The organism is Halobacillus sp. ABD4_316 (assembly GCF_056161385.1).
Genome location: NZ_JBSWZA010000001.1, coordinates 893,998 through 907,090 on the forward strand (window position 1 = coordinate 893,998; position 13,093 = coordinate 907,090).

General features: G+C 48.4%; 14 protein-coding genes. 1 reads left to right on the forward strand and 13 read right to left on the reverse strand.

Annotated features, from left to right (window positions below):
- Positions 1–60: 60 nt before the first annotated feature.
- From ACXAJH_RS04840 to ACXAJH_RS04885, 10 genes are all read right to left on the reverse strand, one after another.
- Entirely contained in the window at positions 61–2,304 is a 2,244-nt protein-coding gene (locus ACXAJH_RS04840) for an ABC transporter permease (protein WP_474993225.1), read from the reverse strand.
- Positions 2,301–3,002, reverse strand: a complete 702-nt coding sequence (locus ACXAJH_RS04845) for an ABC transporter ATP-binding protein (protein ID WP_474968933.1) — start codon at positions 3,000–3,002, stop codon at positions 2,301–2,303. The genes ACXAJH_RS04840 and ACXAJH_RS04845 overlap by 4 nt, the downstream gene beginning before the upstream one ends.
- Positions 3,003–3,200: 198 nt before the next feature.
- Positions 3,201–3,425, reverse strand: coding sequence for a DUF3892 domain-containing protein (locus ACXAJH_RS04850; protein WP_474968934.1), 225 nt, complete (start codon positions 3,423–3,425; stop codon positions 3,201–3,203).
- A gap of 93 nt (positions 3,426–3,518) precedes the next feature.
- Complete coding sequence (locus ACXAJH_RS04855; protein ID WP_027955473.1) at positions 3,519–3,671, reverse strand: small acid-soluble spore protein P; 153 nt, start codon at positions 3,669–3,671, stop codon at positions 3,519–3,521.
- Between the two features lie 14 nt (positions 3,672–3,685).
- A complete protein-coding gene (locus ACXAJH_RS04860; RefSeq protein WP_084163123.1) occupies positions 3,686–3,814 on the reverse strand; it encodes a YpzI family protein in 129 nt (42 codons plus the stop codon).
- A gap of 58 nt (positions 3,815–3,872) precedes the next feature.
- On the reverse strand, positions 3,873–5,120 hold the full coding sequence (locus ACXAJH_RS04865; RefSeq protein ID WP_474971252.1) for a DNA polymerase IV: 1,248 nt from the start codon (positions 5,118–5,120) through the stop codon (positions 3,873–3,875).
- A 186-nt stretch (positions 5,121–5,306) separates the two neighbouring features.
- Positions 5,307–6,431 carry a M20/M25/M40 family metallo-hydrolase gene (locus tag ACXAJH_RS04870; RefSeq protein ID WP_206935097.1) on the reverse strand — a complete coding sequence of 375 codons (1,125 nt, stop codon included), beginning with the start codon at positions 6,429–6,431 and terminating at the stop codon, positions 5,307–5,309.
- A gap of 69 nt (positions 6,432–6,500) precedes the next feature.
- Positions 6,501–8,048 (reverse strand): acyl-CoA carboxylase subunit beta, encoded by a 1,548-nt coding sequence (locus ACXAJH_RS04875; protein ID WP_474968937.1) that lies wholly within the window; start codon positions 8,046–8,048, stop codon positions 6,501–6,503.
- Between the two features lie 2 nt (positions 8,049–8,050).
- Positions 8,051–8,863: a methylmalonyl-CoA epimerase gene (gene mce, locus ACXAJH_RS04880; RefSeq protein WP_474968938.1), complete on the reverse strand. Its 813-nt coding sequence runs from the start codon at positions 8,861–8,863 to the stop codon at positions 8,051–8,053.
- Between the two features lie 16 nt (positions 8,864–8,879).
- Positions 8,880–10,535, reverse strand: coding sequence for an acyl-CoA mutase large subunit family protein (locus ACXAJH_RS04885; RefSeq protein WP_474993226.1), 1,656 nt, complete (start codon positions 10,533–10,535; stop codon positions 8,880–8,882).
- Between the two features lie 174 nt (positions 10,536–10,709).
- Here ACXAJH_RS04885 and prli42 point away from each other — a divergent pair, with 174 nt between their 5' ends.
- On the forward strand, positions 10,710–10,826 hold the full coding sequence (prli42, locus tag ACXAJH_RS04890; protein ID WP_242520466.1) for a stressosome-associated protein Prli42: 117 nt from the start codon (positions 10,710–10,712) through the stop codon (positions 10,824–10,826).
- Positions 10,827–10,872: 46 nt separating this feature from the next.
- On the opposite strand, the gene ACXAJH_RS04895 is transcribed toward prli42, so the two are convergent.
- From ACXAJH_RS04895 to ACXAJH_RS04905, 3 genes are all read right to left on the reverse strand, one after another.
- Complete coding sequence (locus ACXAJH_RS04895; protein ID WP_474993228.1) at positions 10,873–11,385, reverse strand: L,D-transpeptidase; 513 nt, start codon at positions 11,383–11,385, stop codon at positions 10,873–10,875.
- Positions 11,386–11,430: 45 nt separating this feature from the next.
- Complete coding sequence (locus tag ACXAJH_RS04900) at positions 11,431–12,381, reverse strand: aromatic acid exporter family protein (RefSeq protein ID WP_027955466.1); 951 nt, start codon at positions 12,379–12,381, stop codon at positions 11,431–11,433.
- Positions 12,382–12,479: 98 nt separating this feature from the next.
- On the reverse strand, positions 12,480–12,911 hold the full coding sequence (locus ACXAJH_RS04905; protein ID WP_474993229.1) for a BrxA/BrxB family bacilliredoxin: 432 nt from the start codon (positions 12,909–12,911) through the stop codon (positions 12,480–12,482).
- Positions 12,912–13,093 lie beyond the last annotated feature (182 nt).

Genomic DNA, 13,093 nt, shown 5'->3' on the forward strand with positions numbered 1-13,093 from the left:
AAACTTCAGCAGAGCCAATAAAAAAAGACACTCCGTTTTTCATGAGTGTCTTTTTTTCTATTAATCCTGTTGTTTTTTCAAAGCTTCCTGCAGGGAGACTTGTTTCAACTTCCGTTTGGAAAGAGCAATCGAGAGTGCATAGGTCAGCATAATGACGACAAATCCTGCAGCTGCCATCCACAAGGATACATCTGTCGGAAGAATGAATCCTGTCTGCTCTACGAGGGAGTTCATCAACTGTCCAAGCGCCAAACCTGCCAGAGGTATTGAAATCAAATAAGAGAGCATCACAACAGGTGTATAAACACTAAGAACAAGCTTGGATACTTCACTGTTGTGATAGCCCATGACCTTGAACAAGGAGATGGAAGGCGAATTTTCCTCCACGATCAAATTCGTCAACAGCGTAAGGACGATGACACTGATGACGACAGCAAAAACAGACATTCCGATTACCGATGACCGTGTAGCTCCGGATGTCGCTTCAAAACTGTCAATCACCTTCTGCTTATCTTCAATTTGATAAACATCCGGCCCCCGTTCCGGTGCTTCAGCCTGCCAGATGGCACTGTAAGCATCACCGGGATAGCCGAGAAATTCGTTAAAGGCCTCCCGGGGCAGGTAGATCTGACTGCCAATATACACATCAGCCACTCCCGCCACCTGAACGGTCATTTCCTCGTCATTTAAGGAGTTGGTAAGCGTTATGTCCTCCCCTGCCCCGACACCAAGGACCGCCGCAGCCGGTGTACTCAGAACAGCACCTTCCTTAAGTTCGGAGTTGAGTTTTTCCTCGTCAGAAAGAAGATGGATATAAGGGGTGTTTGTTTCGATTCCATACCCCGTCAATTTTACATCCTCACCTTTTACATTCACTTCGCCGACGGTAAAAGGATCAGAACCATCGGCTGGTTCTTCCGTTTGTAAGGACTGGTAATAAACCGCATAATCGTAGGTCATAATGTCCTCATACGTCGTTTCCACCAGTTGATCCATACTGTTGAACGTAATAAAACCAAACAGCAGTAAAACGGTTGAAAACATGACACCAAGGAAGATATAGAGACTCCTCGCTTTGTTACGGACAAGGAGGCGCAGTCGGAACCGTTGAATAAAGCTGCCTTTGTTCAATAGCGGAAGACGCTCCAGCCACGATTTCCTGCCGACCGTCACTTCTTTCGGGCGCAGAAGTGTCAAAGGATCGACTTTTAAAGCCCTGTGAATCCCCCACGCTGTCAATGAGAGCATGAGCACCAGAGGAATAATCAGACCAATGACGAGCACCATCGGATTAAAATCGAACATAGATAAGGCAGGTAGATTGAAATAGTTTGCATATAGATTAGATAACGGAACGGATAAGGCGGCACCCGCTGCCAGTCCGAGAACCGTACCACTTAGGCCGATGACCCACGCATAGCCGAGGTAATGCCGAAGCAGTTCATTCCTCCGGTAGCCAAGCGCCAGCAGCGTCCCGATTTCCTTGCGCTGCATATCAATCCGGCGTCTCATTAAAAGAAGAACCATCGCTGCAGCAAGAGCCAGAATGAAGAGCGGGAGTGTATTGTTCATACTTTTTGCGCCTTCAATTTCTGTATCCACGAACTGAATCCGGGGGTTGTCACCGGCTTCTACAAATTGCAGAATGGTCGTCTCCGCACGGACAGCCTCCATGAAACCATCAGGAACCTCTCCATCACTGGACCATCCCGTGATTTCTGTCTGGGACAGGGACGACCATTGATCCATGACACGCTCTGAGGCTATGGCTATACCGAATTTCTCCGCATCGCTGATCAAATCCGTCAATTGTTCAATCATGTAAATATAGTCAGGAAGATAAACAAATCCTGTCACTTCCATCCGTTCTCCGCTGATTTCCACCTCATCACCGATATGCAGATCATTTTTTTCAGCAAAAACGGAGGAAACAGCGATTTCACTGTCGTCTGTCGGGTTCGAACCCTCGGATAGATAAGGAAGGTTGATTTCTTCTGTTTGTGAAAAGACCCTGAGCACTGAACCGTCTACATCAGCATCATAATAGGACCTGGCCTCAAGGGTGACACCAAACTCCTCCTCCCACTCCTGCAGCTTGGAGGAGTCCACCGGTTCAGAAGGTACGAAATGGAAGGTCTCCTGTTTATAATCTTCGGTAAACCTGGCGTTCCGCTCTTCCAACGTCGTCACAGCCATCGACAAAGAGACATACAGCGTAACAGCCAGCAGGAGGAGCAGAATGACACCGGCATATTGAAATTTCTTCTCTTTCAGTGTACGGATCATCGATTTTTTTAAAATCATGACCACGTCACCTGCTCAGGGTCCACCAATGTCTCGTTTTCAAACGTCTCTACGATTTCCCCGCTGCTCATCCGGATCACCTGATGGGCCATCTCTCCGATTCCCTGGTTATGAGTAATGATGAGTACGGTCGTTCCGTACGTTTCGTTCACGTATTTCAGCAGCTTCAAAATATTCTTACCCGTATCCTCATCCAGGGCCCCCGTAGGCTCATCACATAACAGGATGTTCGGATTTTTAATTAATGCACGGGCGATGGCCACACGCTGCTGCTCTCCACCACTCAATTGAGAGGGGAATTTATCTTTTTTATCAAGCATTCCCACTTTTCTCAGCGTATCCTCCATCGAAAGCGGATTACTGCTCAACTCCCGGCCGACTTCTACATTTTCCTCAACAGTAAGAGTGGGAATAAGGTTATACTGTTGGAAAATGAACCCAATATTTTTTCTTCGATATTCCGTCAGCTGTTTGTCCTTCAACTCATCAAGCGTCCGGCCATCCACTACAATCTGTCCTTCGTCATAGCGGTCGATGCCCCCGATCACGTTCAAAAGTGTGGATTTACCCGATCCGGAAGGTCCTAGAATTGTGACAATCTTTTTGTCCGGTACAGTCAGACTCGCCTCACGCAGCGCCTTAACCGTCACCTCTCCGCTTTGATACGTTTTTGTAACCTTTTCTGCGAAGATCGCCATTTCATCATCCCCATTAAAAAGTTTTGTAATATTTTATGTTTTATATTTCATTTTAAGTTTACAACACCCCTAAAAAAAGTCAACTACTTTTGAAATATTTATATGATATTATTTCATTTTTATCACATCCATCTGATTTGTTTACTGTTTACATACAAAAAAACCGGACAGAGCTTTGTATGCTCTGCCCGGTTTTCCTTAGAAAGAGGGAAGGTTGTCCAGGTTGTTGGATTGTATGCCATCCGGCTCACTGCGCAGATGGTCTTCCCCATCCTTACCACGAATCAGGTTCACGTGTTCCAACTCACCGATGCGCGCCATTTCGTGGGCCTGCTTATAATCGACCACACGCCCTGACGCCAGCTGCATCTCAACAATGCTTCCCTGACCGTTCTTTTTTACAGCGACAATTCGTTCCGGCATAGTTCTCAACCTCCTCCTTTATAGAATCCCCTGAAGCGTTGAGGCTATGAACAGCAAAGAATGGAAAAAGCAGCCGCTTCCGGCTGCTTTTGATTACATATCGTGCGATGTTTTTTGTTTTTGACGGGAATGACGGGCCTGCTTGGCTTTGTGTGAGCCCTGCGCCTTTTCGCCATATGCCTGATCCGGACCGAGAGGAATGTCCGGACGTGTTTGTTGTTTGGGTCCCATGCGGCGTCCACCCATTAGAAACCGCCTCCTTATCTGCGTTTTCGAGCAGGCTCCGGCCCCTCCATCATCGTCGCCCCTGGATAACTGAGGCTCTGATCACGGTCGGACTGGACCTTTCCGGACTTTTTCAATTTCTTTTCTTGTCGATCTCTACCCATGATTCCTTCCTCCCTTCCTGTTTAGTATGAAACAAAAAAGCGGAGTCATGCCTGGGAATCACTTTTTATAATCGTCCAGAAAGTCTTTTTGAAAGCTGGTGGATATTTTGGTTTCATCCGGATTCGTCAACGTGCGGAAAGGGTTTTTCCCGTATTTCTCTGTGAGTGTATCAATGGTTTTATACAACTTTTCCTTACCGGCATACTGTTCATAATTGAATAGATCAAGCTGCTGGGTGACCTCGGATTTTTCTGCGAGGTCACCGGCAGTTACACCGAGAAGCCGGACAGGGTCCTGGTTCCAGTGCTGGTCAAAAAGCTGGATGCTGTGTTGGAACAGTTCATCGGGTTTACTGATAAATTCCTGAAGCTGGCGGCTCCTCGTCACCGTTTTCCGGTCATGATACCGGATCATGAGCTGCACGTTCCTGGCAAGGACCTTTTTCCCGTTCATCCTCGCAGCAACCTTATTGGAAAGCCGGCGCAGGACGGTTTGGATTTCATCCTCGTCCGTCGTGTCATGAGGAAGCGTTGTGGAAGTGCCGATACTTTTGAAATCATGCACAGCTTCAGGGTCCACCAGTCTGTCGTCCATTCCGTTGGCTCTGTTCTGCAGACGCTCTCCATTGATACCGAGGATCCCTTTCAGTTCTATGACGGAATGCAAAGCAAGTCCGCCGATCGTTTCGATCCCAATTTTTCTTAACTTCTCTGCTGTTTTGGATCCCACGCCGTGCATGTCTTCAATCGGAAGCTTCCAAAGCGTACGCTCGAGATCCCTTTTTCTTAAAATGGTTATCCCCATGGGTTTCTTCATATCGGAAGCCATTTTTGCCAGAAATTTATTCGGAGCAATCCCGATACTGCATGGAAGATCAAGCTCTTCGGCGATCCGCTGCTGAATGCGTTCTGCAATTTCAGGAGGAGAACCTTGGTCGGAACAGTCGGTAATGTCCATGTAGCCTTCATCAATGGAGACAGGTTGGACGAGAGAGGTCACATCGGCGAGAATTTTGAACATCTCTTTGGATGCTGTGCGGTAGCGTTCAAAATTCGGCCGCATCACCATCAGGTCCGGACAGAGTCTTCGCGCTTCTCCAAGCGGCATGGTCGTTTTCACTCCGTATTTTCTTGCTTCATAGCTGCTCGTCACGATGATCCCGCGTCGTTCTTCCGGATTGCCGGCAATAGCTAAAGGCTTCCCTTTTAAGCTGGGATCAAAGGCAGCTTCCACTGAAGCATAGAAGCTGTTCATATCCACATGAAAAATGACCCGCCCTTTTTTTGGATACCACTTTGAAGCCATACGTCTTTCCTCCATTAGAACATTTGTTCTTTTATTATAGCATAGACCACGGGATGTATGGTGCGGACTGCTCGCACTGGAAAAGTCTGCATCATTCAAGTGAAAAAACAGCCGAAATAAAAACCCGCACGGCGCTTGAGATACACCGTACGGGTTTTGTATAGAAGAAGGGACTCTCCCTCTTCGTTAAGATGCCGCTTCTTCAGCAATAGCTGTAATAAATTCGGCAATTTTTTCAAGTTCAGCTACAGGGATGCGCTCATTGGTCGTATGGATTTCTTCGTAACCGACGCTCAAGTTCACCGTCGGAACTCCATGGCCGGCAATCACGTTGGCATCACTGCCGCCGCCGCTGCGGAGCAGTTCGCTTTCCCGGCCGATCCGTTTGGCTGCCGAGCGGGCCACTTCGACCACTTCGTCACCAGCCTCCTGCTTATAGCCCGGGTACATGACCTGGATATCCAAGTCCACTTCTCCACCCATTTCTTCTGCTGTTTCATAAAATGCCTGTTTCATTTTCTCGACCTGCTCTTCCATTTTCGCAGGGTCGAGCGAGCGGGCTTCAGCGAGAATTTCGGCATGATCGCATACGATGTTGGTTTTCTGACCACCTTCAAAGCGTCCGATATTCGCTGTCGTTTCCTCATCAATACGTCCCAGAGGCATTTTTGCGATGGCGCGTGACGCCAGCGTGATCGCTGAAACCCCTTTTTCAGGAGCTACACCGGCATGAGCCGTTCTGCCTTTGACGACAGCATTGATTTTCGCCTGTGTCGGAGCCGCTACGACAATATTTCCAACCTGCCCGTCACTGTCAATCGCATAGCCGTATTTCGCTTTCAGGAGCGAACTGTCCAGAGCTTTCGCACCGACAAGGCCGCTCTCTTCTCCGACTGTAATAACGAATTGGATATCTCCATGCTCTACGCTCTGCTCTTTCAGAGAACGGATAGCCTCAAGGATGGCAGCAATCCCTGCTTTGTCATCCGCACCGAGAATCGTCGTTCCGTCCGTGACGACATACCCGTCCTCGATGGAGGGTTTCACGCCGTTCCCTGGCACGACGGTATCCATATGCGAAGTGAAGTAAATCGTATCGGCTCCATCTTTCGAGCCTTTGAGATTACAGATCAGGTTGTTGGCTCCGTGACCTGTCGCGGAAGCCGCCTCATCTTCCAGTACTTCAAGTCCGAGGTCCGTGAATTTCTTCTTGAGTACTTTGGAAATCTCTGCTTCCTGCGTTGTTTCGGAATCAATTTGGACGAGTTCTAAAAATTCGTCCAGCAAGCGCTGTTTGTTGATTTCTGCCATGGATATTTCCTCCTTCATATGTAACCACATTCCTCTTTGTACGTTAGCGGAACGAAAGAATCATGTCAATTAAAGAGGAATATTTCCATGCTTTTTATAAGGACGTTCCTCCCGCTTGTCCTGCAGCATATCCAAAGCCTTTACGAGTGTGCTCCGCGTTTCCCGTGGATCGATGACATCATCGATCATCCCGAGACCTGCAGCAACGTATGGGTTGGCAAAACGTTCGCGGTATTCATTGATCTTATTCTGCCTCGTTTCTTCAGGCTGGGCACTTTCCTTGATCTCCTTGGCGAAAATGATGTTGGCGGCTCCTTCAGGCCCCATGACCGCAATTTCAGCGTTCGGCCAGGCGTAGACAAGATCCGCTCCTATAGACTTACTGTTCAGCGCCACATAGGCCCCGCCATACGCCTTTCGGGTGATCACTGTAAGTTTGGGCACCGTAGCTTCTGAATAGGCATAAAGAATTTTTGCTCCGTGTCGTATGATTCCCCCGTGTTCCTGTTTAATACCAGGGAAAAATCCGGTTACATCCTCAAACGTAATAATAGGGATATTGAACGAATCGCACGTACGGATAAATCGTGCGGCTTTATCGCTGGAGTCGATATCCAGCCCGCCGGCCATATATTTCGGCTGATTGCAGACAAGGCCGACAGCCCTGCCGTCCATACGGGCAAAACCAACGACAATGTTTTTGGCAAAGTCTTTTTGAATTTCAAAGAATGACGACTCGTCCACCACTTCATCAATAATGACGCGGACATCATAAGGACGGATGGGATCAAAAGGAATCTTATCGGTCAGGTCCGGACGGAAATGATCCCTCGTTTCTTCCTGGATCATTGGTGTTTTCTCTTCGTTATTCTGAGGAAGATAACTGATGAGCCTCCGTACAGCATCCAGGGCCTCCGCTTCATCCGTTGTCTTCATATGGGCATTTCCACTGAGCGTATTGTGAACGCCGGCGCCTCCGAGATCCTCAGCGGATATTTGTTCTCCCGTGACCGTCTCTATGACTTTCGGTCCCGTAATGAACATCTGGGACGTCTTTTCCACCATGATGACGAAATCGGTGATGGCCGGTGAATAGACCGCTCCACCTGCACACGGTCCCATAATGACTGAAATCTGCGGGATGACTCCTGAATAGATCGAATTGCGGTAAAACACCTGCCCATATCCATCCAGAGATGAAACCCCCTCCTGGATTCTCGCTCCTCCCGAGTCATTCAAACCGATGAAAGGCGTTCCGTTCTTGGCAGCCAGATCCATGACGGCAGCAATTTTCTTTGCATGCATCTCCCCCAATGCTCCGCCATACACTGTGAAATCCTGGGCAAAAAGATACACACTTCTCCCATCAATTTTCCCGTATCCTGTGACTACCCCTTCTCCCGGGGCTGTTTTGCCGTCCATCCCGAAGGCATCATGACGATGCTCTATGAAAGGGTTCAGCTCAATGAAACTACCCTCATCCAAAAGGTGATCGATCCGTTCACGGGCCGTCCATTTCCCTTTTTCGTGCTGCTTATCGATGCGTTCGTCCCCGCCGCCGAGTTCAACCTCTCTGCGCTTATCGTATAATTCGTTGATTTTATCGAAAATATCCATGTCTACTCCCCCTTCCCTGGCTGCCAGAGTTCATAAAGAACACCGCCGGAAGCTTTCGGATGCATAAAGGCAATATCGGCCTGATGAGCACCCGTTTTCGGCTCTTCATGAATCATTCGGATTCCCTGTTCCTTGTATTGCTGAAGGCGTTTATGCAGATCATCGACTTCCAAGGCGATGTGATGGATCCCACTGCCTCTTTTCTCCAAAAAGGAAGCGATGGCGGAGGTTTCATTCAGAGGCTCCAAAAGCTCCAGCTTCGTCTCACCAATTCTTAAAAAAGCAGCACGAACATGCTCCGATTCTACGTCCTCTACAGCTTCCAGTTCCATACCCAGCGTATGCTGATAAAAAGGAAGCGCAGCATCAATGCTTTCCACTGCAATCCCGATGTGGGCAATTTTCTTTGGAGTGCTGATCGTTTCCTGATGGATCAGCTGCTTAATATAAACGGCAATAGCGTCTGTCGGCGATCCGCTGGTGAAAATTTTGTGGACCCCTTTTCCTTCCAGATAAGGAATATCCTCAGCCGGAATGACTCCTCCACCGATGACAGGGATGTCATCGGCCCCTTCCTTTTTGAGAGCTTCCACTACTTTTGGAAACAAGGATTTGTGCGCTCCGGATAACGAAGATAAACCGACGACATCGACATCCTCCTGCACGGCAGCCCGGGCAATCTGCACCGCAGACTGTCTCAGACCTGTATAGATGACTTCCATTCCGTGGTCCCGGAGAGCCTGGGCGATGATTAAAGCGCCGCGGTCATGCCCATCCAGCCCTGGTTTAGCTATAAGTACTCGAATTGGCTTCATACTGACTCATCCCTTTCTACATCGCTGTATATTCACCGAATTCATCACGCAGGACGTTGGCAATTTCCCCGACTGTGGCATAAGCCTGGACAGCCCTGACGATCGGAGGCATGACATTGTCCTGCTCCGCTGCTGCGTTGCGGAGTTCCTGAAGGCAGCGATCGACGACTTCCTGATTTCTCTGCTCTCTTACCTGCGTTGTTTTTTCTATCTGTCCTTTTTCAAGGGCTTCATCCACTTTCAAAAGATCCGCATGGATTTCTTCATCCACCTGATACTCGTTCATGCCGACAACGATATCCTCTTTGGATTCCATCCGCTTCTGCGCCTCGTAGGCTGCCTGATGGATTTCCCGCTGCATGTAGCCCTCTTCTACAGCCTGAACAGCCCCGCCGAATTCACTGATCCGTTCCAGGTATGCACCGGCCTCTTTTTCAATCTGGTCGGTCAAGGACTCGACATAGTACGACCCAGCAAGCGGATCGACTGTGTCAGCGACACCACTCTCATTGGCAATAATCTGCTGTGTCCGGAGAGCAATTCTCGCAGAATCCTCTGTCGGGAGCGCCAGCGCCTCATCCCTGGAATTGGTATGAAGACTCTGGGTGCCTCCTAATACAGCGGCCAGCGCCTGCATTGTTACGCGGACAATATTATTATCCGGCTGCTGGGCCGTCAGCGTACTTCCACCTGTCTGGGTGTGGAAACGCATTTTCCAGCTCTTTGGATCCTCCGCTTTGTAGTGCTCTTTCATGATTTTCGCCCACATCCGGCGTGCTGCCCTGAATTTGGCTGCTTCTTCAAAAAACTGATTGTGGGCATTAAAGAAGAAGGCCAGGCGGGGAGCGAATTGATCCACCTTCAACCCTGCTTCAATGGCAGCATCTACATAAGCCATGCCATTCGCGATCGTAAAAGCGACTTCCTGTACAGCGGTCGATCCTGCTTCACGGATATGATAGCCGGATATGCTGATGGTGTTGAATTTAGGCAGGTGCTCTTGACAGTAGGCAAAAATATCTGTGATGAGCCGCATGGATGGTTTTGGAGGATAAATATACGTCCCTCTGGCAATGTACTCCTTCAAAATATCGTTTTGAATCGTACCGGTCAGCTTTTCCCTCGGCACGCCCTGCTTCTCCCCTACCGCAATGTACATCGCAAGGAGAATGCCTGCGGGCGCGTTTATCGTCATGGAGGTGCTCACTTGATCGAGTGGAATTTCATGGAACAGCTGCTCCATATCTTTCAGTGAATCAATCGCTACACCGACTTTGCCGACTTCCCCTTCAGCCATGGGGTCGTCTGAGTCATAGCCGATCTGTGTCGGCAGATCAAAGGCGACGGATAAGCCTGTCTGGCCCTGCTTCAGCAGGTAACGGAAACGCTCGTTCGTCTCTTCTGCTGAACCAAAACCGGCATACTGGCGCATCGTCCAGTACCGGGATCGGAACATCGTCGGCTGAATCCCTCGCGTATATGGATACTGCCCTGGAAAACCGATTTGGTTTATGTAATTTTCACTTAATGATTCGGGTGTGTAGAGACGATCCACAGGAATATCCGAACTCGTATGAAAAGAATGACGGCGCTCTGGGAAACGCTGCATGGTTTTTTCTACATTCTTCTCCCATTCCTGCTTGAAATGTTGTCCATTGGATGACAGGGTCATTGGAAAAGCCTCCTCTTTCGTCTATTCTCTTCTAGCATACCAGAAATGAAGCGCTTACCTATCTAAAAATTAACATAATTCACAACAAATTGTGAATCCAAACGTCCCCTTGTCCATTTTCTTTTTTTTCGGTAGAATATTGAACAGGAACGACTGAGAAGGAGGTTACCAACCTTGGCTGAAACGAAAAAACGCTCAAAGCGGGAGCGCCGCATGAAAATCGTTATTTATATTATGATTCTCTCCATGGTTCTCTCTACGGTACTGGCGGGAGCGAGCTTCTTCCTATAAAAGAGAAAAAGCCGGGCAAGATGGTTCTCCACCCTTCCCGGCTTTTTTAATTCAGAAACTGCTGCCATTTCTTTTTCAGCCACTGTTCATATAAATCTTCCATTGATACGTCCGGATCGTCCACGATCCAAACGTCCATCTCTTCTTCAATCATCGTGTATAAGATTTCCACGTCGTTATTTTTCAGTCTGATACACCCTGCCGAAGCAGAGGTTCCGACCGACTCCGGCTGATTCGTGCCGTGGATGCCGTAAATCCGGCCGTCTGTTCCCTCTGCATCAAACCCGATCCAGCGGCTTCCCAGAGGATTTTCCGGAACGCCGCCTGGAATATTGTTTTTTCGATAATACGGATCTACGGCTTTTACTTTAATCACGAATAGTCCTTCCGGTGTGAGTTCATCGGTTTTACCGACAGCCGCAGAAGCTTGGAATGTCTGCTCCCCGTCCTCATAGACCACAAGTTCGTGTACGGCTTTGTTGACAAGGACGACAGGCTCTTCAGCAGACGCGGGAAGCAGCAGCTGGAGGCCGGTGAGGACAAGAAAAAAGAATGTCATGTATATCCCTTCTTTTTAATTCAAGTTTCCCCGCCCTCATGTCCTTTATACGTCACTCTTCTTAAATGACCGTTTAATGATTAAATATTCCTCAATCTCATTAAGCAGGTGAAAAAGACTGGCACGCATCTCAAATTCCTCGCGCGTCTGTGGAAGATCATCTTCCCTGAACTCCTCCTTCATCTCTTTGAACCGCTGCAGGTAAATGACCGCAGTATTACCAGGATGAATCGCCCCGGCTAAATCATCAAAGAAATCCGCGATTTTAGAGCTGTGCATATTCGAGGTGGAAATTCGGCTCACAAGCGGAAGCATCCGCTCCAATAACTCAAACTGTTTGGTCCGCATGTGAAAGTAATGATAAAAATGGTTATGAGTCCGAAGCAGGTGGTTTTCTACGTCCCTGTAGGACAAGGATTTGGCTTTTTCAAGCAGTGCCGCTGTTTCTGTAAGCTCATGTCCTGTCCAGTCATTGTCTCCATCTCTTAAAAACGTAGCAAGCTCTTTCATGATCAGGGAAAAGTTATGCTCGACCTGACTCCGGTATTCCCCCAGTTTATTTTCCAGACTCGGCATGTATAAATTCAGCAGCAGGGCCGTACCGATTCCTACAGTAATCAGGATCACTTCGTTTATAATAATCTCCCAGCCTATACTGCCTGAGCCGTATAAATGGAGAATGATGACTGAACTCGTCACAATACCAGGTGTAATGTTCAGCCAGACGGTCACAGGGATAAAGGCAAAGAGCATGATCCCGATAGCCAGCGGGTTATATCCGATCAGCTCAAAAAAGGCGAACGAAAAAACCATAGCTACAATACATGCTGAAAAACGGTGCCATGCACTTAAAAATGACCGCTTCCTCGTAATCTGGATGCAGAGAATCGTCAGGATTCCTGCTGATGCAAAGTTTTCCAGCTGCAGCATCTGGGCCACCCAGATGGCAAAAGGGGTGCCTAACGCTGTCTTAATGGTACGGTATCCTATCTTCAATGTCTGTCTAATCCTTTCTCTTCCTAATACTGTCTAAAACCCATGCAGAAAAGCAAAAGGACCTTTGCTCATCACAAAGATCCCAAGCCTTTTCTTTATTATACCTCTTCGCAGTATTCTTCAAAACTGCGCTGAAGCTTTCCGATGACTTCCATCGGTTCAAAGCCTTCGATATCATGACGCTCCACCATCGTCTGGATTTTCCCATCCTTCAAAAGCGCGAAGGAAGGAGAAGACGGCGGGTATCCTTCGAAATACTCGCGTGCACGGTTCGTCGCTTCGCGATCCTGACCGGCAAACACTGTGACCAGGCGGTCCGGGCGTTTATCATAATGAATGGCATGGGCAGCTGCTGGACGTGCAATCCCTCCTGCACACCCGCAGACGGAATTGACCATAACAAGAGTGGTTCCTTCCTGAGTCAGTGCCTGATCGACTTCTTCAGGTGAAGTAAGTTCGGTGTACCCCGCTTCCGTAATTTCTTCACGTGCTTTTGTAACGACATCATTCATGAAAATATTGAAATCCATTAGACATGGCCCCTTTTTATAAATACTATGAACATTTTACCAAGATAACGGAAGGCTTTCAATTCTTCTGCCGTTTCTTTCCTGTCTGAAAAAGCTTCCTCCTGCCGGAATCGGGAACTATCCTTCCCATCCAGAGACAAGACATATCGACATCCGACAGACCGTAAAACCCGGAAAAGAGG